This window comes from Saccharothrix hoggarensis, from assembly GCF_052936025.1.
In genome coordinates this window covers 6788285-6809564 of the sequence record NZ_CP193624.1, presented here as the reverse complement: position 1 = coordinate 6809564, position 21280 = coordinate 6788285, and the positions used below count along the sequence as shown (strand labels likewise).

Genomic DNA, 21280 nt, shown 5'->3' with positions numbered 1-21280 from the left:
CCGCGCCTCAGCTCACCGGCTCGACGATCTCCGGCCGCGCCTCCGGCGCCGACGACCGCACGGCGTCCGCCGCCTGGTCGTCCGGCTCCGCCTGCGACGCCCGCTCCGCGTCGACGCGCGCCGTGTACACGGCCACCTCCTGCGCCACCCGGTCGTCGTCCCACCCCTGCACGCCCGCCATCAGCCGGGCCACCGGCAGCGCGCACTCCACGCCCCGGTGCGGGTACTCGATCGAGATCCTGGTCCGGCGCGTCAGCACGTCCTCCAGGTGCAGCGCGCCCTCGTGCGACGCCGCGTACACCACCTCGACCTGGAGGTAGTCCGGCGCGGCGGGCACGGGCTTCAGCAGCTCGGGGTCGGCCGAGTCCAGCACCTCGTGCACCAGCGAGCCGTACCGGTCCAGCAGGTGCCGCACCCGGTAGGGGTGCAGGCCGTACCGGGTCGCCAGCTGGTCGGCCTGGTTGACCAGGGCGTGGTACCCGTCCGCGCCGACCAGCGGCACCTTGTCCGTGATCGACGCCTGGATGCGGCCCGGCAGGTCGACCGCCGCCGCGTCCACGGCGTCCGCGCCCATGACCCGGTACGTCGTGTACTTCCCGCCGGCGATCGCGACCAGCCCCGGCGCGACCCGCGCCACGGCGTGCTCGCGCGACAGCTTCGACGTCGACTCGCTCTCACCGGCCAGCAACGGCCGCAGCCCGGCGTACACGCCCTCGATGTCGTCGTGCGTCAACGGCGTCGCGAGGACCGAGTTGACGTGCGTGAGGATGTAGTCGATGTCCGACCGGGTGGCCGCCGGGTGGGCCAGGTCGAGGTTCCAATCGGTGTCCGTCGTTCCCACGATCCAGTGATTTCGCCACGGGATCACGAACAGCACCGACTTCTCCGTGCGCAGGATCAGACCGGACTCGGACACGATCCGGTCCCGCGGCACGACGATGTGCACGCCCTTCGAGGCCCGCACGCGGAACCGGCCGCGGCTGCCGGACAGGCGTTGCAGCTCATCGGTCCACACGCCGGTCGCGTTGATCACGGCGTGCGCCCGCACGGACGTCTCCCGCCCGTCCTCCACGTCCCGCACCCGCACGCCGGACACCCGGTCCGCCTCCCGCAGGAAGCCCACGACCTGCGTGGACGTCCGCACGACCGCGCCGTAGTGCGCCGCCGTCCGGCCGACCATCATGGTGTGCCGGGCGTCGTCGGCCTGCGCGTCGTAGTACCGGATGCCGCCGACCAGCGCGGACGGCTTCAGCGCCGGCACCAGCCGCAGCGCGCCCGCCCTGGTCAGGTGCTTCTGCCCCGGCACGGACCGCGCGCCGCCCATGGTGTCGTACATGAGCAGCCCGGCCGCCGTGTACGGGCGCTCCCACCCGCGACGCGTCAGCGGGTACAGGAACGACACCGGCTTGACCAGGTGCGGCGCGAGCCGGGTCAACATCAGTTCGCGTTCCCGCAGCGCCTCGCGCACGAGCCCGAACTCCAGTTGCTCCAAGTACCGCAGCCCGCCGTGGAACAGCTTGGACGAGCGGCTGGACGTGCCGGAGGCCAGGTCGCGCGCCTCGACCAGCGCCACCCGCAGACCGCGGGTCGCCGCGTCGAGCGCGGTGCCCACGCCGACCACGCCACCACCGATGATCACCAGGTCGAAGGTCTCCGCGCCCAGCCGTTCCCAGGCCTCCTGGCGTTCGAGAGGTCCCAGCCGGCCTGCGGTGGCGGGGTGCTTGCGCGTAACCACTGACGCCTCCCTGATGCTCGACTCGACTGGTCCGACCAGGCTGACTCGACCACGTTACCCGCTGGTACGCCACCCGTGGACAACTGATCAGAGCGGAACTAGCGTCATCGGACATCGTGGGGTGGGCAGCGCCGCCGGACCCGGACCGTGCTGCCTCCTGTCATGGCGAGGAGGTCGGCGGATGAGCAGTGGCTCGATCTTCGTGTGGGAGATGCTGGGCACCGGGATCCTGATCCTGCTGGGTGCGGGCGTGGTCGCCAACGTGGTCCTGAAGGACACGCTGGGCAACGCCGGCGGATGGCTTCTGATCAACATCGGCTGGGGTTTCGCGGTCTTCGCGGGCGCCAGCATCGCCGCGCCGAGCGGCGCGCACCTCAACCCCGCGGTCACCCTGGGCCTGGCCATCGCGGAGAAGACACCCTGGGGCCAGGTCCCCGTCTACTTCGCCGGCCAGATGGTCGGCGCGTTCCTCGGCGCCGTGCTCGCCTGGCTGGCCTACAAGACCCAGTTCGACGCGCACGACGACCCGGCGGGCACGCGTGGCATCTTCTGCACCGGTCCGACCATCCCGCGAGCCGGCTGGAACGTCGTCACCGAGGTGATCGGCACGTTCGTGCTGGTCGCGTGGGTGCTGCTGAGCCCGGTCGCGCAGGAGTCGGACGGTGGCGTCCCGCAGCTGGGCAACTCCGCGCTCGGCTACGCGGGCGTCGCGTTCGTCGTCATCGGCATCGGCGCCTCCCTCGGTGGTCCCACGGGGTACGCCATCAACCCGGCGCGCGACCTCGCGCCGCGCATCGCCTACGCGATCCTGCCGATCCGCGACAAGGGCAGCGCCGAGTGGGGCTACGCCTGGGTGCCGGTCGTCGGGCCGCTGCTCGGCGGCGCGCTCGCCGCACTCCTGTACCTGGTTCTCCCGGTCTGAAAGGACTCCAGCGCATGACCAAGTACGTGGCCGCGATCGACCAGGGCACGACGTCGACCCGGTGCATGATCTTCGACCACTCGGGCCGCGTGGTCTCGGTCGACCAGAAGGAGCACGAGCAGATCTTCCCGCAGGCCGGGTGGGTCGAGCACGACGCCAACGAGATCTGGACCAACACGAGGCAAGTGGCGGCGGGCGCGTTGGCCAAGGCCGACCTCACCACCGCGGACGTCGCCGCCGTCGGCATCACCAACCAGCGCGAGACCGCGCTCGTCTGGGACCGGACCACCGGGCAACCCGTCTACAACGCGATCGTCTGGCAGGACACCCGCACCGACAAGATCTGCCAGGAACTGGCCGCCCTCGGCGGTGGCCAGGAGCGGTACCGCGACAAGACCGGCCTGCCGCTGGCGACCTACTTCTCCGGGCCGAAGATCCGCTGGATCCTCGACAACGTCGAGGGCGCCCGCGCCAAGGCCGAGGCGGGCGACCTGCTGTTCGGCAACATGGACACCTGGGTGCTGTGGAACATGACCGGCGGGGTGGACGGCGGCGTGCACGTCACCGACCCCACCAACGCGTCCCGCACGCTGCTGATGGACCTCGACACGCTGAGCTGGGACGAGGGCATCGCGGCGGACATGGGCATCCCCCTGTCGATGCTGCCGGAGATCCGCTCGTCGTCCGAGGAGTACGGCAAGGTGCGGGAGCGCGGCGCGCTCGCGGGCGTGCCGATCGCGGGCATCCTCGGCGACCAGCAGGCGGCCACGTTCGGCCAGGCGTGCCTGTCGCCGGGCGAGGCCAAGAACACCTACGGCACCGGCAACTTCGTGCTGCTCAACACCGGCACGGACAAGGTGATGAGCGAGAACGGCCTGCTCACCACGGTCTGCTACAAGATCGGCTCGAACGACCCGGTGTACGCGCTGGAGGGTTCCATCGCGGTGACCGGGTCGCTGGTGCAGTGGCTGCGCGACAACCTCGGCATGATCAGCACGGCGGCCGAGATCGAGCAGCACGCCCGCACGGTGGAGGACAACGGCGGCGCGTACTTCGTGCCCGCGTTCTCCGGCCTGTTCGCGCCGTACTGGCGGTCGGACGCGCGCGGCGCGATCGTCGGCCTGACCCGGTTCGTGAACAAGGGCCACCTGGCCCGCGCGGTGCTGGAGGCCACGGCGTTCCAGACCCGCGAGGTGATCGACGCGATGAACGCCGACTCGGGCGTGCCGCTGAAGTCGTTGAAGGTCGACGGCGGCATGGTCGTCAACGAGCTGCTGATGCAGTTCCAGGCGGACATCCTGGGCGTGCCGGTGATCCGGCCGGTGGTCAACGAGACGACCGCGCTCGGCGCCGCCTACGCGGCCGGCCTGGCGGTCGGTTTCTGGGAGTCGGAGGACGACATCCGGCAGAACTGGGCCCAGGACAAGCAGTGGGACCCGGCGATGGACGACGAGGCCCGCGCGAAGACGTACGCGCAGTGGAAGAAGGCCGTGACCAGGACCTTCGACTGGGTCGAGTGACCTCGACGCGTGGGAGGGGCGTTCGCTCCTCCCACGCGCCCGGCGGGTCAGGCCGTGCCGCCGCCGCCCGTCTGCGGTGCGCCGACCGGCTTCACCGGCACCTGCGGCTGGGGCTTCGGCTTCGGCTGCGGGTCGGGCTTGGGCGCGGGGTCGGCCGCCGCCACGACCGTGAACGACGCGCTCACCTCACCCTTGCCGCACGTCGCCCGTGCCTGGTAGGTCCCCGGCCGGTTCACGACCTGCCCACTGCCGACGTGGGACTCCAGGGTCGGGTCCACCACGGTGTGGATGGGCTCGACGAACCCGTCGGACCGGATCGGCCCGAGTGACCCGTCCTGGTAGCGGCAGGCGCCGTTCGGGACGCCGGCGGTGATCGTGCCCCCCGGCTGGAGGGTCGTGGGCCGCAAGGTCAGGACCGGCTCGAGCGACCCGGCCGGCTTCAGCGTGATGGAGCCGCCGTCCTGGTAGTCCTGGCGGGCGCACCTGACCCTGGCCGGGTACGTGCCCGGTTCGTCGATGAACTTCACCGGGCCGGAGTAGACGACGTTGCCGCCGTTGTCGCCGGTGGGCGACAACGGGCCGACCGAGGCGAAGGCATCCGACCAGATGCCCACCGGCGGCAGGGCTCCGCCGCACATGACGGTCACCGTGCCGCTGCTGCCGGCCTCCGCCGGGTTCGGGTAGCTCCAGCCCGCCGCGGACTGGGCCGACGCCGCGACCGGTGCGAACAGCACCGAGGCGGCCAGGGTTGTGGCGAACAGGATTCTCTTGCGCATCGTTGGTACCCCCTAGGCGAGCGCCGCGTAGACGATCACGTTGTCCCGGTAGCTCCGCGCGGCGCTGTCGAAGCTCCCCCCGCAGGTGATCAGCCGGAGTTCCGGGACGGCGGTGTCCCCGTACACCGCGTCCGTGGGGAACTCGTCCTTCGGCACCTGGTCCACCCGCCGCACGACGAACCGCAGCGTGCCCCCGTCCTCACGGGAGACGAGCACCTCGTCGCCGACCACGACCTCCCGCAACCGGTGGAAGATCCCCGGCTGGTTGTTCCCGTCGACGTGCCCGAGGATCACCGCCGGACCGACCTCGCCCGGTGTCGGCGCGTGCGAGTACCACCCGGCCTGCATCGGCTGCTCGATCGGCGGCACCTCCACCGTCCGGTCGGGGTTGAGCCCCAACGGGACCAGCGACGAGCGCGCGTCGATCCGCGGCACCCGCACCTCGGTCGGCGCCGACCGGGCCACCCCGACGGTGGCCGCCGGGGAGGTGGGTTCGGCCGGCGCGGTGGTCGAGGTAGCCGTGCCGGGGCCCGCGGCGTTCTCGGACGGCGCCGTGCCGGGCGTGGCGCACGCCACGAGCAGCACGGCGACCGGAACCAGGAGTGTGGCGCGGATCACCATGAAGGGGAGACGTGCGCCGACCCCGGCCGGTTGTCCCGGTTAGCCCATTCGGACTAGTCGAGGTCGTCGTGGCGCATGAGCTGGCGGCCCGCCTCGGTGATCGAACCCGTCAGCGACGGGTACACCGAGAACGTGGTGGCCAGGTCCTCCACCGTGAGCTGGTTCTGCACCGCCAGGGCGATGGGCAGGATCAGCTCGCTGGCGTTCGGCGCGACCACGACACCGCCGATGACCACGCCCGTCGCCGGCCGGCAGAACAGCTTCACGAAACCGCGCCGCAGGCCCTCCATCTTGGCCCGGGGGTTCGTCGCCAGCGGCAGCATGATCGTGCGCGCGGGCACCTCGCCCGAGTCGATCGCCTGCTGGCTGATGCCGACGCTGGCGATCTCCGGGTTGGTGAACACGTTCGCGGCGACGGTCTTCAGCCGGATCGGGCTGACGCCCTGGCCCAGCGCGTGCCACATGGCGATGCGGCCCTGCATGGCGGCCACCGACGCGAGCAGCAGCAAGCCGGTGCAGTCGCCCGCCGCGTAGACACCGGAGATGTTCGTCCGCGACACCCGGTCGACCGGGATGTACCCGCCGCGGCCCAGCTCGATGCCGATCTTGTCGAGGCCGAGGTCCGCGGTGTTCGGGACGCTGCCGACCGTCATCAGGGCGTGGCTTGCCTCGATCGTGCGACCGTCTTCCAGGTGAATCAGGACGCCGTCGCCGACGTTCTCGACCCGGTCCGCGCGGGCGTGCTTGACCACCGCCGTGCCGCGCTCGGCGAACACGTCCTCCAGCACCACGGCCGCGTCGGCGTCCTCGTGGGGGAGCACCCGGTCGCGGCTGGAGACCATGGTCACCTTCACGCCGAGTTCGGTGTACGCCGAGGCGAACTCCACGCCGGTGACACCCGACCCGATGACGGCCAGGTGCTCGGGCAGCTCGGGGAGGTCGTAGATCTGGCGCCACGTGAGCACCCGCTTGCCGTCCGGCTCGGCGCCGGGCAACACGCGCGGGGTCGCGCCGGTTGCGATGAGCACCACATCGGCCGGCAGGACTTCCTTCGTGCCGTCCTCGCCGATCGCCACGACCTCGTGCTGGGCGAGCCCGCGGGCGTTGTCGCAGAACTTCGCGACGCCGTTCACGATCCGCACGCCCTCGCGCTGGAGGCGGGCCCGGACGTCGGCGGACTGGGCGAGCGCAAGGCCCTTCACCCGTCCGTGGACGACCGGCAGTTCGACCGCCGCTTCGGCGTTGTTCGTGCGAATGCCCAGCTCACCGGCGTTGCGGAAGGCGCTGCGGCCACCCGCGGAGGCGATGAACGTCTTGGACGGCACGCAGTCGTAGAGGACGCAGGCGCCGCCGAGGCCCTCGCGTTCCACGATGGTCACGTCGGCCCCGTGCTGGGCCGCGACCAGTGCCGCCTCGTAACCTGCGGGGCCACCGCCCATGATGACGATGCGGGTCACGACACGTCCTCCTCGTGGTTGTCGGCGCTGGGGCAGCCGGGGACAACCGTACGCGGTCGGGTGTCGGAGTGCGTTGTCCGGTCTTCTGGTACGTCAGGGTGATCGAGAGGTCGCTAGGCTGTCGTCGTGCCGCTCTATGCCGCGTACGGGTCCAACATGGACCCGAACCAGATGATGGAGCGAGCCCCCTACTCCCCGATGGCGGGGACCGGGTGGCTCGCCGGATGGCGTCTGACGTTCGGTGGCGAGGACCTGGGCTGGGAGGGCGCGCTCGCCACCATCGTCGAGGACCCCGACTCGCAGGTGTTCTGCGTGCTCTACGACGTGAGCCCCCGTGACGAGTCCCGCCTGGACAGGTGGGAGGGTGCCCTGGGTCTTTACAAGAAGATCCGCCTGCGCGTCCAGACCCTCGAAGGATCGGTGACGGCCTGGCTGTACGTGCTGGACGCCTACGAAGGCGGCCTGCCGTCGGCCCGGTACATCGGCGTGGTCGCCGATGCCGCCGAAGCCGCGGGCGCCCCCGACGACTACGTCGCCGACCTCCGAACCCGTCCGTGCCAGGGGATAGGACCCTGATCCCGCAGTAGTCGGCCCGGATCACCGAACCCTCCGGTGGGACGTGCCCGGCCCACCGGCAGGCCGCCGGGTGGCCGGGTGGTCCCGCCGGACGGGCATGGGTCGCCGACGCCGTCACGCGTGGGGTCGCCCCGACGCGCGGGCTGACCGGCGGCCGCCCGTGGCGCGTCAGGCGTCCTGGGCCAGCTCTTCGAGGTGCTGGATCAGGCGGCGCGAGTCGACCGGCGAGACGGTGCTCCACGGCGGCAGGCCGGGCGCGGCGCGGCGGAGCTGGATGTACCGGCCGTGCGGATTGTCGAAGAACGAGACCACGTGCTCCGCCCGGACCCGCTTGCCCCACTTGTCGCGGTGCGCGGCCCCGAACTGGCCGCGGTTGCCCGCGTCGCGGAACATGTCCGCCAACGTGCGGGCGTCCTCCGGGCGGACGCCCTGGCCCCGCAGCGCGTTCTCCAGGTCGTCCGGCGTCTCCGCCCGGGCCGCGGCGGCGTCCAGGTCGGCGCTGGGCAGCGTGACGGAGTGGCCGGGGCCCGCGGGGAGCGGCGGCAGCACCGACAGGGCCTCGCGCGGCAGGCCCTCGCTGCTCGCGGCGCGCAGGGTGAGCTGCCCGTCGTCCAGCACGGCGAGCACGCCGGACTGGCCCTTGGCCGCCGCCAGCACGCGCACGCTGCGCCCGAGCCAGAGGCGGCCGTCCACCTCCCGCTGCGGCCGGTTCAGCAGGTGCAGCAGGTCTTCCAGCATCGGGTCGAGCGACACCGGCCGGCCGAGGCCGCGCCGGTCGAGGTCGGCCCACGCCTGCCGCTCCAGCTCCGCCCGCTCCGCGTGCGTCCTGCCGGGTGACGGCACCTTCAGCACCAGCGGCATGGTCTCCAGCCGCAGGTGCTCCCACAGCACGTCGAACTCCAGCGCCGAGATGGTGACCGGCTCGCGGAGGTCGTTGCCGCCGAGGTCCAAACCGAACGTCGTCATCAGTGGGTGGTGCTCTCCCCGATCACCGCAGGCGAGATGGTCCCGCCGACGCCGTAGATGTCGTCCGTCTGCCGAAGGTAGTCGGCGGCGTCGTGCGTGGCATCTTCTTCGTCGTCCGCGCCGCGAGGACCACCCAATCCACCGAACGGGTCGAACACGGGCTGGGCCGGGGCGGGCGTGCTGCGCTTGTGCACGGTGTCGTTGCCGCCGACCTGGCCCGCGCCGGCCAGCGTGCCGGTCGACCCGCCGGGGCCGGTCACCGCCGCGTGCTGCGCGTTGGCCGCCGCGAACGCGCCGAACTCCGCCGAGCTGGCCGACGTCGTGCCCACGGGCGCGGGCACGCCGGGGAGCACCTGCTGGTTGGCGGTGTTGTGCTGCTCGGTCGTCGTCGTGTCGGACTTGCGCCGGTCCTTGTCCTGGCGGCCGGCCGTGCCGCCGCCCGAGCCGGAGCCGGAGCCGGACGCCGTGCCGCCGATCACGCCACCGGGGCTGTACGGCGTCGAACCCTGGCCCACGGGCGCCGCCGCGGCCGTCGACGCCCTGGTGGACGTGGCCGGGGCGCCCGAGGACGACGTGCCGGTCGACGCGCCGCCGGAGGACGGCTGGGAGGCGACCACCGGGCGCGGGGGCGCCGCGGCGCCGGTGCGGCCGCCTCGGCTGCCGCGCCAACCGCGACCGCCGCCGTGGCCGCCACGCGGGCCGTTGTGCGACCAGCCCGACCCCGACACGGCGGCCGACTCGTTGCGCGTCACCTCGGACGCGCTGATCACGAGCTGCGGCGGCTGGTGGAACTGCGCCAGCGTGCTGGTGTTCGACACCGTGCTGGACGCGTACGTCGTCATGACCTCGCGCGCCCGCTGCTCGGCCGCGTTCTGGGCCTTCTCCTGGATCTCGTAGTCCGTCTGCCCGCCCACCAGGTTCGTGAGGGCGCTGACGAGCGCGTTGGGCTGCTCCGCGGTGACCTTCACCGGCGGCGGCATGTCCGCGCGGGCCTTGGAGATGTAGTCCGCCTGTAACTCCACCGAGGTCCGCATCACCTCCGCGCCGGCGCGGGCGTCGTCCGCCCACGCGGCCAGCGGGTTGATGCCCCTCCGCGCCTTCTCCGCCGCGTCGCCCTCCCACGTGGCGCCGGAGCGCAGCACGCCGGTGTGCAGCTCGGCGTTGATCTCGGTCAGCGCGGCCGAGACGCCCTGCCACCGTTCCATCGAGGCGTGCGACGCCCCCGGACCGGGGCCGGAGTTGATCTTCTCGTACAGCTCTTCGTGGCTGTAGCCGCTCCAGCGGTGTCCATCGGGCATGAACGTTCCCCTTGCCTGCGCCGGGTGCTCAGCGGCCGCCCTGCTGTCCCATCAACCCGGTGTTGTCGTCTTCGATGGACTGGTACTGCTGCTCGACCAGGGTGAGCGCGTCCATGGCCGACTTGAGCTGCCGCTGGTAGTTCTCCAGCGCGGTCAGCGCGGAGTCGCCCGATTCGAGCGAGCGCTCGTTGAACTTCTCCGCCGCGTCCTGGCTCACCGGGTCGCCGGCCCACGGGCGGACCCGCACCTCGGTGATGGCGAGCTCGATCTGCTTGTCCAGCTTGGTCAGCGCGCCCGAGAACGCGCTGCGCAAGCTGGGGATGGCACTCGGTTCGACGTTCAGCGTGTGCGACAAGGGCGGTGGTGAACCCGTGTCGGCTCCGTGACCGCGGTCTTCCGACGGCATGGACGACCTCCCCGCCTTCCTCGTCTCGTCGCGCATGGTCACTCTAGCCACAGGGTCCGACAGCGGGGAGTAGGTGGAACGCACATCCCCCGCACAGATCAGCGTCGTTGCCGCAAACCGGCTACCGCCGCCTCTGCCACCCGTTGCGCCCCCTGGCACAGGGTGTCCTGCTTTGCCGCCGTCTCGTTGCCGCCGTCGCGGAACAACACGTCCAGGAACTGCCCTTCCGCCACGTCCACCTCGACGTTGCACACGTTGTCCATCCCCGGCGTCCGCACGGTCAGCGCGGGGAAACCGGAGATCGTGGTCTCGGTGGCCTCGACCTGCGCGTTCTCGCTGAGCCACACGCCGACGCCCTCCACTGTGACGAGGGCCAGCCGGACCACGTTCCCGCTGATGTTGCTGCGCATGGTGCACGCCTTCGCGTTGCCGAAGCTCGTCTCCACGTAGGCGCTCGGCGCGTTGTCCAGGCTCAGCGCGACCCGCTGCTCCGCCGAGAGCACCGCGCACGGGTCCACGTCGTCCAGCGGGATCTCCTCCGGCCGGGGCGGCAGCGACAGCACCGGGGTCGTCGTCGCGGGCAGCGGTTCGTCCACCCGGCCGTCGGCCTTCTTCTCCGGAAAGGGCGTGCACGCGGCCAGCGCCAGCGCGGCCAGCGCGGCGATGATCATGCGAGCAGCCCTCATGAGCACCTACCGTAGCCGGGTCCACACGCCCTGTGGACCCCCGGCTGTGAAGCCGCACTTCTCGGCCACCCGGCGCGCCGCGCCGTCCGGTGGTCTGGCGGTGACGCGCGGGAGGTCGAGGAAGCCGAACCCGAACCGCAGCACGGCCTGCGCCGCGTGCGTCGCGATCCCCCTGCCGCGCAGGTCGGGCGTGGTCCAGCAGGTCAGCTCACCCGCCGCGGACAGGGCGACCTCGCCGACGGCCGTCCCGGTGAGCTGGTCGCACACGGCCCAGGAACAGCACTCGTCGTCCCGCCACTGGGCCGCGCGGGCCGCGACGTGGTCGCCGGCCGCCGCGAGGTCCGCGCACCGGCCGCCCGCCACCAGCGCCACCCGGTCGTCGATGCGGTCGTCGGCGCGGAGCTGACGCAGGTAGAACTCACCCGCGTTGATCTCGACGGCCTCCATGGCGCGCGAGACTAGTCGGTGACGAACCCGTCGTGGCGCGCGGCCAGTTCCTCGAGCAGGCCGCGGTGGGCCTGAGCGGGCTGGTCGTCGGGACCGGTGGTCAGCTCCACCACCCAGTCGGCGTCCTCGACGTCGTCCTCGCCCGCCAGCAGGTCCTTGTGCACCGCGCACGGCGACCAGCCCGCCGCCGCCAGCTCGCGGGCGGCCTCCTCGGCGTCGTCGCGGTCGTGCAGGACCAGCAGCAACGAGCCCGCCCCGTCCTCCGGCCGATCGCGCGCGCCGTCGTCCAGCAGGCCCCGTGACGCCAGGGCGCCGTGCAGCGCGGCGAAGTCCGGCGTGTGCACGGCGTCGAGGCCGATGGTCCGCGCCGCCGCCACGTTCTCCGCGTTGTCGTCGCAGAACAACGTGCCCGACGGCGAGTGCTGGAGCACCCGCAGCGCCCGGCGGAACGCCTCGGGCGACGGCTTCGCCACGCCGAGCCGGGCGGACGTCACGACGGCGTCCACCTCGCGGTCCAGCCCCAGCGCGGCCAGGTCGCGCGGCAGCCGGTCGGTCGCGTTGGACAGCAGCGCCACCCGGCACCGCGCCCGCACCCGCCGCACGAGCTCCAGCGCCTCCGGCACGACCTCGCCGGTCCGGGTCCACGCGGCCACCGCGCCCGCCGCCGCGTCCGGGGCGACGCCCACGGCGACCAGGTGCTCGCGCACCTCCTCCCGCCACTGCTCGTCGCCGACCCGTCCGACGATCGCGGGACCGGACAGCGCGAACGACACCCGCGCCAACGTGCCGCGGGGCAGGCCGAACCGGTCCTCGACCGGGCCGTCCGGTGGGAACCGCCGCAGCACGCCGTCCAGGTCGAGCAGCAGCAGCGACGGCGCGCTCACCGCCTGCCCATGCGGCCGATGAGCAGCCACACCAGCGGGATCAGCAGGAACACCAACGGCGTGCGCGCCACGAAGTACAGCGCCACGGCCGCCACCGCCACCCCGGTCAGGACGGCGCTGCTGACGCGGGGGTCGAGCTGGAACGTGCGCCGGACGGCCGGATCGGGCGGCGGCACGTGCGGCACGACCTGCGGGAACGTCGGTCGCGGCGCGGGCAGGTCGCCGAACAGCGCGTACAGCTCCCCGCGGGTCTTCGCGGTGGCGACGCGGGCGGAGCGCTCGCCGAACTCGTCCACGCTCAGCCGCCCCTCGCCGAGGTGCGTGCCGAGCAGTTCGAGCGCCTGCTCGCGCTCCGCGTCGCCGACCCGGATGTCCCGCTCGCTCACGCGGGTGAGCCTATTCCTTGATCTCGCACAGGACGGTGCCCTGGGTGACGGTGGCGCCCGGCTCGGCGGCCAGGCCCGTGACCACGCCCGACTTGTGCGCGGTGACCGGGTTCTCCATCTTCATGGCCTCCAGCACGACGATCAGCTCGCCCGCCTCGACCTGCTGACCGTCCTCGACGGCGACCTTGACGATCGTGCCCTGCATCGGCGCCGTCACCGAGTCGCCGGACGCCGCCGCGCCGCCCTTGCCGCCGCCGCGCTTGCGGGGCTTGGCCTTCACCGCCGTCTTGGCCGCGCCGCCGCCGCCACCGCCGCCGAACGCGAGGTCGCCGGGCAGCGAGACCTCGAGCCGCCGGCCGCCGACCTCGACCACGAGGGTCTGCCGCGGCTCGTCCTCCTCGGCCTCCGCGCCGTCGGTGAACGGCGCGATCGTGTTGTCGAACTCGGTCTCGATCCACCGGGTGTGCACGGTGAAGCCGTCCTCGTCGCCGACGAACGCCGGGTCGCGCACGATCGCGCGGTGGAACGGCAGCACCGTCGCCATGCCCTCGACGACCATCTCGTCCAGCGCGCGACGCGCCCGTTCGAGGGCCTGGGTGCGGTCCTCGCCGGTGACGATCAGCTTGGCCAGCAGCGAGTCGAACTGCCCGCCGATGACGGTGCCGTCCTCCACGCCCGCGTCCACCCGGACACCGGGGCCGGACGGCGCGGTGAACGTGGTCACCGTGCCCGGCGCGGGCAGGAAGTTGCGGCCCGCGTCCTCGCCGTTGATGCGGAACTCGATCGAGTGGCCGCGCGGGGTCGGGTCCTCGGTGAACCGCAGCACCTCGCCGGCGGCGATGCGGAACTGCTCCCGCACCAGGTCGACGCCCGCGGTCTCCTCGCTGACCGGGTGCTCCACCTGCAGCCGGGTGTTGACCTCCAGGAACGAGATCGTGCCGTCCACCGCGACCAGGTACTCGACCGTGCCCGCGCCGTGGTAGCCGGCCTCCTTGCAGATGGCGCGCGCGGACCGGTGGATCTCGGCGCGCTGCTCGTCGGTCAGGAACGGCGCGGGCGCCTCCTCGACCAGCTTCTGGTGGCGGCGCTGCAACGAGCAGTCGCGCGTGCCGACGACGATCACGTTGCCGTGCTGGTCGGCCAGGACCTGCGCCTCGACGTGCCGCGGCTTGTCCAGGTACCGCTCCACGAAGCACTCGCCGCGGCCGAACGCCGTGACGGCCTCGCGCACCGCGCTGTCGAACAGCTCCGGGATCTCCTCCAGCGTGCGGGCGACCTTCAGGCCGCGGCCGCCGCCGCCGAACGCCGCCTTGATCGCGACCGGGAGGCCGTGCTCCCGCGCGAACGCGATGACCTCGTCCGGGCCGTTCACCGGGTCCTTGGTGCCGGGCACCAGCGGCGCGCCCGCGCGCATCGCGATGTGCCGCGCGGTCACCTTGTCACCCAGGTCGCGGATGGCCTGCGGGGTCGGCCCGATCCACGTCAGGCCCGCGTCCAGCACGGCCTGCGCGAAGTCGGCGTTCTCGGACAGGAAGCCGTAGCCGGGGTGCACCGAGTCGGCGCCGGCGCGCTTGGCGACGTCCAGCAGCTTGTCCACCGACAGGTAGCTGTCCCCGGGCGTGCTGCCGCCCAGGGCGAACGCCTCGTCCGCCAACCGGACGAACGGGGCGTCCCGATCCGGGTCCGCGTACACGGCGACGCTGGCCAGACCGGCGTCCCGGCAGGCGCGGATGACCCGGACGGCGATCTCACCGCGGTTGGCGACGAGGACCTTGCGCAGCGACACGACGTCCTACCTCCTGGCAACGCTGGAACTGGAGCGGCAATGGTCGGGGAGTTTAGTGACCCCTCAGTACACCGTGACCGAGAGACACCTCACGCCTGGGTGGAACAATCGGCAATCGTGACACGCCCGCCCACAGCCGCGCTCGTGGTCGCCTGCGCGGCCGTCCTCACCACGGTCGCGGGGCTGGTCATCGCCTGGTCACTGCGCCCTCCGGCCCTGTCCGACGCCGGCGCCACCGCGCCGCAGGACGAATTGCGGTGCGGCACGACGACGTGTCGTTCGATCGTGAAACGGGAGGTCGGTGTCGATTCAGTGGAATTGCTGGTCGGCGAGGGCGCCGGCCGCATCCGCACCGCCGGCGCTTCGGGGCCGAACATCTTCGAGCTGACCATCGCGTCGTCGGGGGCGGAGATCACCGAGGCGTCGCTCCAGTGCGTGGACGCCGAGGTCGGCGTGTGCCTGGTGCGCGGGGAGGTCGACGGCGAGGTGCTCGGCGAGGTGCTGGTGCGCAGGTCGGGGGCGTGGTCGCGGGCGCAGGTGCCGTACGTCTCCAGCGGGGCGTACCTGGCGTTGCGCGACGTGGACGACGACACGGTCGCCGACGTGGTGGCGGTGCAGCGGGCGTGCCCGTCGGGTGACGACTGCGCGGGCTGGTTCGCGCAGGTCTTCTCGTTGGCCGAGGGTGGCGGTGAGCTGGGCTGCACGGCCGTCGTGGACGTGCCGGAGGCCCTGCCGGGCTGGCCGGAGGTCGGGCCGAGCCCGCCGGACCTCGGCTCGTGCGGCACCTGACCCCTGGGCCTCGGCGGGGTCGGTGCCCGGCCCGTGGACGTCGGGTGGTGCGGGAGTGAGCGGTGCGTGACTGGTCCGTGGGCCTCGGGCCGTGCCGTGTGTCGGGCCGCGTGTTGCCTGCGAACGCGAACGGCCCCCGAACGCGAACGGCCCGGGAACGCGAGCGGCCCGGGAACGCGAACGGCCCGGCCGCGGGAGGTGGCTCCCGCGGCCGGGCCGGTGTGTCGGACGTCCCGGTCAGGCGGGGACGGGGGTGCGGGGCGCGCTCAGCAGCGGCGGCTCGCTCGGGGCGTTCAGGACCTCGTCGTCGAGCAGGCCCTCGCCGCGGGCGACGAGCACCGGGACGGTGATCTGGCCGGTCACGTTCGTGGCCGTGCGGACCATGTCCAGGATCGGGTCGATCGCGTAGACCACGGCGACACCGGTGGCGATGACCTCCGGCGGCATGTTCACCGCGCCCAGGGTCAGCGTCAGCATGGTGAACCAGCCGGTGGTGCCGGCGGTCGCCAGGGCGCCGAACACGGCGACCGCGACGATGGCCACGTACTGCCACACGCCCAGCTGCACGCCGAACAGGTTCGCGATGAACACCGTGGCGATGGCGGGGTACACGGCGGCGCAGCCGTCCATCTTCGTGGTCGTGCCCAGCGGCACGGCGAACGACGCGTAGTCGTTGTCCACGCCGAGGTTGGCGGCGGTCTGCCGGCTCAGCGGCAGCGTCGCGCCCGACGAGCGCGACACGAAGGCGAACTGGATCGCGGTCCACGCCTTGCCGAAGAACGTCACCGGCGACACCCGGCCGACGAACCGCAGCAGCAGCGGGTACACCACGAACAGCACCAGCAGCGACCCGCCGTACACCGACGCGATCAGCGAGAACAGCGGCCGCACGAACGAGTTGCCGTACGTCGCGAACGCCGTCCCGATCAGGCCGAACACGCCGATCGGGGCCAGCAGCACGATCCAGCCGACGACCTTCTGGATCAGGTCGAACACCGAGCGGGTCAGCGTGACGAACGGCTCGGCCTTCTCGCCCAGCGCGTACGCGGCGAAGCCCACCAGGACCGAGATGAACACGACCTGCAGCACCTCGCCCTCGGTGAAGGCGCTGAACAGGTTCGACGGGATCAGGGTCTCCAGCAGCGTGCTCCACGAGCCGGGGTCGCGCGCGGCCAGCTTCTCCACGGCCGCCTGCGACGGCTGGACCTGCACGCCCGCGCCCGGCTTGAAGACCAACGCGATGGCGAGGCCGATCAGCACGGCGATCAGCGACGTGATGGCGAACCACAGCAGCGTCTTGCCGCCGAGGCGCGCCGCCCGGTTCGTGCCGAGCCGGCGCAGGCTCGTGATGCCCACCACGATCGCGGTGAACACCAGGGGGATGACGGTGAACTGCAACAGGCTGGTGAAGACGTCGCCGATGTGGCCGAGGGTGGTGGTCAGCCACTCCTGCTCGGCGCTCTTCGCGACGTACCCGGCGAGCGCGCCCAGCACGAGCGCGGCGAGGACGGCGACGCCGAAGACCTTCGGCTTGGTGTAACTGCGGACGAACGACATGGTTGCTCCGGGTGGGCGCAGGGGTGGGCGCACGGGTGGGCGCGGGGACGGACGGCGGGGCGTCAGCCCCGACAGCCCGCGCTCGTCCTGCGCCCGAAGTCGATGTGACGGCGGCGCGTCAGCAATTCACCCACGGCTCCCCCAACGCGAAAGACCTTCGAGGAGCTTCCCGGATCAGTGAAAATGTGACAACGGCTACCACATGTCGGACACCGCGACGCCGATCTCGCGCAGCAGCCGCCGGGTGAGCGGCAGGCTGATCCCGATCACGCTCGACGGGTCGCCGTCGATGCCGTCCACGAACCAGCCGCCCAGCCCGTCCAGCGTGAACGCGCCCGCCACGTGCAGCGGCTCGCCGGTCGCCAGGTAGGCCTCCAGCTCGTCGTCCGCCGGGCGGCCGAACCGGACCAGCGTCGCCTCGTGCCCGGCGGTCCGGTCCACCACCTCGCCGTCGCGCACCCGCAGCACCGCGTGGCCGGTCAGCAGCGTGCCGGTGGTGCCGGCCATCTTCTTCCAGCGCTCCCGCGCGACCTCCACCGTGCCCGGCTTGCCGTGCACCTCGCCGTCGGCGGTCAGCAGCATCGAGTCGCAGCCGACGACCACCGCGTCCGCGGCGACGTCGTCGTCGAGGCTCGACGCGATCGCCTCCGCCTTGGCCGTCGCGAGCGCCGTGACCAGCTCTTCGGGCGTCGGGTCGGTGAGCGAGGCGGCCAGCGCGTCCTCGTCCACGCCGGACACGCGGACGACGGGCTCGACCCCGGCGGCGCGGAGCACGGCCAGGCGGGCGGGGGACTGGGAGGCGAGAACGAAGCGCACGACGTGCAGCCTAGGACTCCCGCCGAAGCCCGTCGGACGACGCCGGTCGCGGGGGACGCGGGTACGTGGTCCCGAAGCCCGACCGCTCCCGCGACGACCTCACGGCGTCGTGGCGGGGGCCGTGCGTAGAACTACCGATGCGCGTGGTCCGGACCTTGGGCACGCTCGGGAGCGTGCAGCGTTTGGCTCTGGTGGTCCGCCGGATCGACCGGGGTCGAGGCCGGTACCGGTGGTTGTGGGTCGCGCCGGCCGTCTTGATCCTCGTCCTGACGGCACGGGTCGTCTCCACCGACCCGGTGGGGTACGGCGTGCCGTTCTGGCCGTTCGCGAACGGCAGCGACCGCGCCGAGCACCGGCTGATGGACCAGGTCACCACCGTCGCGCGGGCGTTGCGGCACGTCGACGCCGTGCCCGCCGCCGTGGCCGCCCAGGGCGTCGAGGTGCTGGACGCCCGGATCGGCGCCGGCACCGTGTGGATGCGCGTCCGCCTGCACGTGCCCGACGGGGTGCGCTGCCGCGAGGTCACCGTTCTGGGCGACACCGGCGTGCAGGTGAACTCCCGGCGGGTGGGGTGTTGAGGGTTGTGTTGAATTGCGCCGCCTCCGGCGTCGCGGCTCGGCCGCCTGGGAGTCGGTCGTTCGCGCCCTGATTTCCCGACGATCGGAAAGCGTGATCGTCGGGAAATGAGGACGCGAACGACCGACGCGGCCTCGCGACCGGTGGTCCCGTTGAGGGTCGTTGCCGGATGCGTGTGGGCGAATGTGGTGGGCGGGCGGAGTGCGGCGGTGTGGGGCGGGTGGGTCAGCCGGGTAGGGCTGAGGCTCGCCAGGCTCCTGGGCCGTGCGGTAGGGCGCGGCGGACCATCCTGGACGGGTCGGCCCAGGTGGAGCGGCGGGGGCGGTCCTCGGCGGTGGTGCCCGCCGAGGACAGGGCGGCCACCACCGCCGTGACGGCGGCCAGTTCGACGTCGTCCGGGTTGCCGCGCACGACCCGGAGGTGCGGTGCCCCGGTCACAGCGGGATGTTCCCGTGCTTCTTGGGCGGCAGCACCTCGCGCTTGTCGCGCAGCATCGCCAACGCCCGGGCGACGTAGGAGCGCGTGGACGACGGAGGGATCACGCTGTCAACATAGCCGCGTTCCGCCGCCACGTACGGGTTGCAGAGCGTGTCCTCGTACTCCTGCTGCAACTTCGCCCGCAGCGCGTCCACGTCCTCGCCCGCGGCCGCCGCGGCGGCCAACGTCTTGCGGTGCACGATGTTCGCCGCGCCCTGCGCGCCCATGACGGCGATCTGCGCCGTCGGCCACGCCAGGTTGATGTCCGCGCCGAGGTGCTTGGAGCCCATCACGTCGTACGCGCCGCCGTACGCCTTGCGGGTGATCACGGTGACCAGCGGCACGGTCGCCTCGGCGTAGGCGTAGATCAGCTTCGCGCCGCGCCGGATGATGCCGTTCCACTCCTGGTCGGTGCCGGGCAGGAAGCCGGGCACGTCCACGAACGTCAGCACCGGGATGTTGAACGCGTCGCAGGTCCGCACGAACCGCGCGGCCTTCTCGGAGGCGTCGATGTCGAGGCAGCCCGCGAACTGGGTGGGCTGGTTGGCGACGATGCCGACCGAGTGGCCGTCGACCCGGCCGAAGCCGACCAGGATGTTCGGCGCGAACAGGGGCTGGACCTCGAGGAACTCGCCCTCGTCCAGCACCCGGGTGATGACCTCGTGCATGTCGTACGGCTGGTTCGCCGAGTCCGGGATCAGCGTGTCCAGCTCGCGGTCGGCGTCGGTGATCGCGTCCTCGACGGGGCCGTGCACCAGGTCGTCCGGCGCGTCGAAGACCGGCGGCTCGGACATGTTGTTCGCGGGCAGGTAGGACAGCAGCTCCTTGACGTAGGAGATGGCGTCCTCCTCGTTGTCCCCGAGGTAGTGCGCGTTGCCCGACTTGGTGTTGTGGGTGCGCCCGCCGCCCAGCTCCTCGAAGCCGACGTCCTCGCCCGTGACGGTCTTGATCACGTCCGGGCCGGTGATGAACATGTGCGACGTCTTGTCGACCATGACCACGAAGTCGGTCAGCGCGGGCGAGTAGACGTGCCCGCCGGCGGCCGCGCCCATGATCAGCGAGATCTGGGGGACGACGCCGGACGCGGCGACGTTGCGGCGGAAGATCTCGCCGTAGAGGCCGAGCGAGACGACGCCCTCCTGGATGCGCGCGCCGCCGCCCTCGTTGATGCCGACGATCGGCCGGCCGGTCTTGATCGCCAGGTCCATGACCTTGACGATCTTCTCGCCGTAGACCTCGCCGAGCGAGCCGCCGAAGATCGTGACGTCCTGGCTGAACACGCACACCGGGCGGCCGTCGACGGTGCCGTAGCCGGTCACCACGCCGTCGCCGTAGGGCTTGTTGCGCTCCTGCCCGAAGTTGGTCGAGCGGTGGCGCGCCAGCTCGTCCAGCTCCACGAAGGAGCCGGGGTCGAGCAGCAGCTCGATCCGTTCGCGGGCGGTCTTCTTGCCCTTGGCGTGCTGCTTCTCCACCATGCGGGCCGAACCGGCGTGCACGGCTTCTTCGTTGCGCCGGTGCAGGTCGGCCAGCTTCCCGGCGGTGGTGTGGACGTCCGGCTCCTCGCCGATGGGGGCGGTCGCACTGCTCATGACCGGGCAGCTTAACCAGCCCGTCTCGGCGGGCACTGGGGTAGTTGCCCACGTCACGGTCGGCCGGTGTTGACCTCCAGCGCGGTGGAGGTTGCAGGCTTGACCACGCGTCCCGCCCCGCGATCCACACCGCTCCGACAAGCGCGCGGGGCGGGCCGCGACTCCCCGGCACCGGGTCGTGCGGGCCACCGCCGCCGCTCATAGGGTGCGTGCCGTGACCCTCGACGCCGCAGCGCTCCGCGACCAGCTCATCGGCCCGTACGCGGCCCTCGACGTGGTCGCCGACACCGGTTCCACCAACGCCGACCTGCGTGCCGCGGCGGGCCGGGGCGCGCCCGACCGCACCGTCCTCATCGCCGAACGGCAGACCGCCGGCCTCGGTCGACGCGGCCGCGGCTGGTCGTCGCCGACCGGCGGCCTGTACCTCAGCGCCCTGTTCCGCCCGAGCGGCGTCGCCCCCGCCAGGCTGCCGTGGCTCACGTTGCTGGCCGGGGTCGCGCTGGTCCGCACGGCGAAGGCCTTCGGCGTCGACGCCACCCTGAAGTGGCCGAACGACCTGCTCGTCGGGGACGCCAAGGCGGCCGGCGTGCTGGCCGACGTCACCGCCGGCGTGGCCCAGGCCGTGGTCGTCGGCATCGGGCTCAACGTGGCCCGCCTGCCCGACGACGTCGAGCCGGGCGTGGGCGGGCTGCGGCCGACCAGCCTCGAAGACCACGCGGGCCCGCTCGACCGGACCGCGGTGGCGATCGCGCTGCTCACCGAACTCGCCGCGCTGGAGGCGCAGTGGCGGCGGACCGGCGGCGACGACCCGGCGTTGCGCGAGGAGTACCGCGCGCACTGCGTCACGCTCGGCCGCCCGGTGCGGGTGGAGCTGGCCAAGGGCGAGCCGCTGCTCGGCACGGCCCACCGCCTGGAGGCCGACGGCACGATCGTGGTGCGCGACGACGCCGGCGTCGACCACTCCGTTTCCGCCGGGGACGTGGTGCACCTGCGGGTACGGTGAGGGCTGC

Annotated in this window: 22 protein-coding genes; 6 read left to right on the top strand and 16 right to left on the bottom strand. The window is 72.6% G+C overall.

Translation table 11 applies throughout. From position 1 onward, the window contains the following. Positions 1-7: 7 nt before the first annotated feature. A complete protein-coding gene (locus ACRAKH_RS30880) occupies positions 8-1735 on the bottom strand; it encodes a glycerol-3-phosphate dehydrogenase/oxidase (protein ID WP_380723584.1) in 1728 nt (575 codons plus the stop codon). 181 nt (positions 1736-1916) lie between these two features. Here ACRAKH_RS30880 and ACRAKH_RS30875 point away from each other — a divergent pair, with 181 nt between their 5' ends. Then, positions 1917-2657 carry an MIP/aquaporin family protein gene (locus tag ACRAKH_RS30875; RefSeq protein WP_380723583.1) on the top strand — a complete coding sequence of 247 codons (741 nt, stop codon included), beginning with the start codon at positions 1917-1919 and terminating at the stop codon, positions 2655-2657. Positions 2658-2671: 14 nt separating this feature from the next. Further along, positions 2672-4177, top strand: a complete 1506-nt coding sequence (glpK, locus tag ACRAKH_RS30870; RefSeq protein WP_380723582.1) for a glycerol kinase GlpK — start codon at positions 2672-2674, stop codon at positions 4175-4177. A gap of 47 nt (positions 4178-4224) precedes the next feature. Here the strand turns inward: glpK and ACRAKH_RS30865 are convergent, their stop codons facing one another. The 3 genes from ACRAKH_RS30865 to ACRAKH_RS30855 are packed head-to-tail and all read right to left on the bottom strand — an operon-like array spanning position 4225 to position 7031. Then, complete coding sequence (locus tag ACRAKH_RS30865) at positions 4225-4953, bottom strand: hypothetical protein (RefSeq protein ID WP_380723581.1); 729 nt, start codon at positions 4951-4953, stop codon at positions 4225-4227. 12 nt (positions 4954-4965) lie between these two features. Next, the gene (locus ACRAKH_RS30860) at positions 4966-5574 is read right to left on the bottom strand and encodes a class F sortase (protein WP_380723580.1); all 609 of its coding nucleotides are present in this window, start codon (positions 5572-5574) and stop codon (positions 4966-4968) included. Between the two features lie 53 nt (positions 5575-5627). Continuing rightward, complete coding sequence (locus ACRAKH_RS30855) at positions 5628-7031, bottom strand: NAD(P)H-quinone dehydrogenase (RefSeq protein WP_380723579.1); 1404 nt, start codon at positions 7029-7031, stop codon at positions 5628-5630. A gap of 126 nt (positions 7032-7157) precedes the next feature. On the opposite strand from ACRAKH_RS30855, the gene ACRAKH_RS30850 reads away from it, so the two are divergent. Next, entirely contained in the window at positions 7158-7607 is a 450-nt protein-coding gene (locus ACRAKH_RS30850; protein WP_033429064.1) for a gamma-glutamylcyclotransferase family protein, read from the top strand. 168 nt (positions 7608-7775) lie between these two features. On the opposite strand, the gene ACRAKH_RS30845 is transcribed toward ACRAKH_RS30850, so the two are convergent. From ACRAKH_RS30845 to ACRAKH_RS30810, 8 genes are all read right to left on the bottom strand, one after another. Beyond that, entirely contained in the window at positions 7776-8573 is a 798-nt protein-coding gene (locus ACRAKH_RS30845; protein WP_380723578.1) for an ESX secretion-associated protein EspG, read from the bottom strand. Then, positions 8573-9871, bottom strand: a complete 1299-nt coding sequence (locus ACRAKH_RS30840) for a PPE domain-containing protein (RefSeq protein WP_447009455.1) — start codon at positions 9869-9871, stop codon at positions 8573-8575. The genes ACRAKH_RS30845 and ACRAKH_RS30840 overlap by 1 nt, the downstream gene beginning before the upstream one ends. A 28-nt stretch (positions 9872-9899) precedes the next feature. Next, the gene (locus tag ACRAKH_RS30835; protein ID WP_380726348.1) at positions 9900-10184 is read right to left on the bottom strand and encodes a transcriptional regulator; all 285 of its coding nucleotides are present in this window, start codon (positions 10182-10184) and stop codon (positions 9900-9902) included. Between the two features lie 191 nt (positions 10185-10375). After that, a complete protein-coding gene (locus ACRAKH_RS30830) occupies positions 10376-10963 on the bottom strand; it encodes a DUF3558 domain-containing protein (protein WP_380726346.1) in 588 nt (195 codons plus the stop codon). A gap of 6 nt (positions 10964-10969) precedes the next feature. Beyond that, positions 10970-11410 (bottom strand): GNAT family N-acetyltransferase, encoded by a 441-nt coding sequence (locus ACRAKH_RS30825; protein WP_447009454.1) that lies wholly within the window; start codon positions 11408-11410, stop codon positions 10970-10972. An 11-nt stretch (positions 11411-11421) separates the two neighbouring features. After that, on the bottom strand, positions 11422-12294 hold the full coding sequence (locus ACRAKH_RS30820; RefSeq protein WP_380726342.1) for an HAD family hydrolase: 873 nt from the start codon (positions 12292-12294) through the stop codon (positions 11422-11424). Then, on the bottom strand, positions 12291-12680 hold the full coding sequence (locus ACRAKH_RS30815) for a DUF1707 SHOCT-like domain-containing protein (RefSeq protein WP_380726340.1): 390 nt from the start codon (positions 12678-12680) through the stop codon (positions 12291-12293). Before ACRAKH_RS30815 ends, ACRAKH_RS30820 begins: the two co-directional genes overlap by 4 nt. A gap of 10 nt (positions 12681-12690) precedes the next feature. After that, entirely contained in the window at positions 12691-14466 is a 1776-nt protein-coding gene (locus ACRAKH_RS30810; protein WP_380726338.1) for an acetyl/propionyl/methylcrotonyl-CoA carboxylase subunit alpha, read from the bottom strand. 117 nt (positions 14467-14583) lie between these two features. On the opposite strand from ACRAKH_RS30810, the gene ACRAKH_RS30805 reads away from it, so the two are divergent. After that, a complete protein-coding gene (locus ACRAKH_RS30805; protein ID WP_380726336.1) occupies positions 14584-15255 on the top strand; it encodes a hypothetical protein in 672 nt (223 codons plus the stop codon). A 237-nt stretch (positions 15256-15492) separates the two neighbouring features. Here ACRAKH_RS30805 and ACRAKH_RS30800 read toward each other — a convergent pair whose 3' ends face one another. Next, the gene (locus ACRAKH_RS30800) at positions 15493-16812 is read right to left on the bottom strand and encodes a dicarboxylate/amino acid:cation symporter (protein WP_380726334.1); all 1320 of its coding nucleotides are present in this window, start codon (positions 16810-16812) and stop codon (positions 15493-15495) included. Between the two features lie 195 nt (positions 16813-17007). Next, entirely contained in the window at positions 17008-17628 is a 621-nt protein-coding gene (locus ACRAKH_RS30795; RefSeq protein ID WP_380726332.1) for a Maf family protein, read from the bottom strand. 173 nt (positions 17629-17801) lie between these two features. On the opposite strand from ACRAKH_RS30795, the gene ACRAKH_RS30790 reads away from it, so the two are divergent. Continuing rightward, positions 17802-18206 (top strand): hypothetical protein, encoded by a 405-nt coding sequence (locus tag ACRAKH_RS30790; protein ID WP_380726330.1) that lies wholly within the window; start codon positions 17802-17804, stop codon positions 18204-18206. A 223-nt stretch (positions 18207-18429) separates the two neighbouring features. Here the strand turns inward: ACRAKH_RS30790 and ACRAKH_RS30785 are convergent, their stop codons facing one another. Both ACRAKH_RS30785 and ACRAKH_RS30780 read right to left on the bottom strand, forming a co-directional pair. Then, positions 18430-18642 carry an acyl-CoA carboxylase subunit epsilon gene (locus tag ACRAKH_RS30785; protein ID WP_380726329.1) on the bottom strand — a complete coding sequence of 71 codons (213 nt, stop codon included), beginning with the start codon at positions 18640-18642 and terminating at the stop codon, positions 18430-18432. Next, positions 18639-20270 (bottom strand): acyl-CoA carboxylase subunit beta, encoded by a 1632-nt coding sequence (locus ACRAKH_RS30780; protein ID WP_380726327.1) that lies wholly within the window; start codon positions 20268-20270, stop codon positions 18639-18641. The genes ACRAKH_RS30785 and ACRAKH_RS30780 overlap by 4 nt, the downstream gene beginning before the upstream one ends. 214 nt (positions 20271-20484) lie before the next feature. On the opposite strand from ACRAKH_RS30780, the gene ACRAKH_RS30775 reads away from it, so the two are divergent. Beyond that, a complete protein-coding gene (locus tag ACRAKH_RS30775; protein WP_380726325.1) occupies positions 20485-21273 on the top strand; it encodes a biotin--[acetyl-CoA-carboxylase] ligase in 789 nt (262 codons plus the stop codon). The last annotated feature ends 7 nt before the right edge of the window (positions 21274-21280 follow it).

What these genes read in the sequence shown, in the direction of transcription:
- ACRAKH_RS30860 (WP_380723580.1), bottom strand. Translation starts at nt 5,574, where the DNA reads ATGGTGATCCGCGCCACACTCCTGGTTCCGGTCGCCGTGCTGCTCGTG.
- ACRAKH_RS30865 (WP_380723581.1), bottom strand. Translation starts at nt 4,953, where the DNA reads ATGCGCAAGAGAATCCTGTTCGCCACAACCCTGGCCGCCTCGGTGCTG.
- ACRAKH_RS30845 (WP_380723578.1), bottom strand. Translation starts at nt 8,573, where the DNA reads ATGACGACGTTCGGTTTGGACCTCGGCGGCAACGACCTCCGCGAGCCG.
- ACRAKH_RS30800 (WP_380726334.1), bottom strand. Translation starts at nt 16,812, where the DNA reads ATGTCGTTCGTCCGCAGTTACACCAAGCCGAAGGTCTTCGGCGTCGCC.
- ACRAKH_RS30780 (WP_380726327.1), bottom strand. Translation starts at nt 20,270, where the DNA reads ATGAGCAGTGCGACCGCCCCCATCGGCGAGGAGCCGGACGTCCACACC.
- ACRAKH_RS30875 (WP_380723583.1), top strand. Translation starts at nt 1,917, where the DNA reads ATGAGCAGTGGCTCGATCTTCGTGTGGGAGATGCTGGGCACCGGGATC.
- ACRAKH_RS30830 (WP_380726346.1), bottom strand. Translation starts at nt 10,963, where the DNA reads ATGAGGGCTGCTCGCATGATCATCGCCGCGCTGGCCGCGCTGGCGCTG.
- ACRAKH_RS30825 (WP_447009454.1), bottom strand. Translation starts at nt 11,410, where the DNA reads ATGGAGGCCGTCGAGATCAACGCGGGTGAGTTCTACCTGCGTCAGCTC.
- glpK (WP_380723582.1), top strand. Translation starts at nt 2,672, where the DNA reads ATGACCAAGTACGTGGCCGCGATCGACCAGGGCACGACGTCGACCCGG.
- ACRAKH_RS30840 (WP_447009455.1), bottom strand. Translation starts at nt 9,871, where the DNA reads ATGCCCGATGGACACCGCTGGAGCGGCTACAGCCACGAAGAGCTGTAC.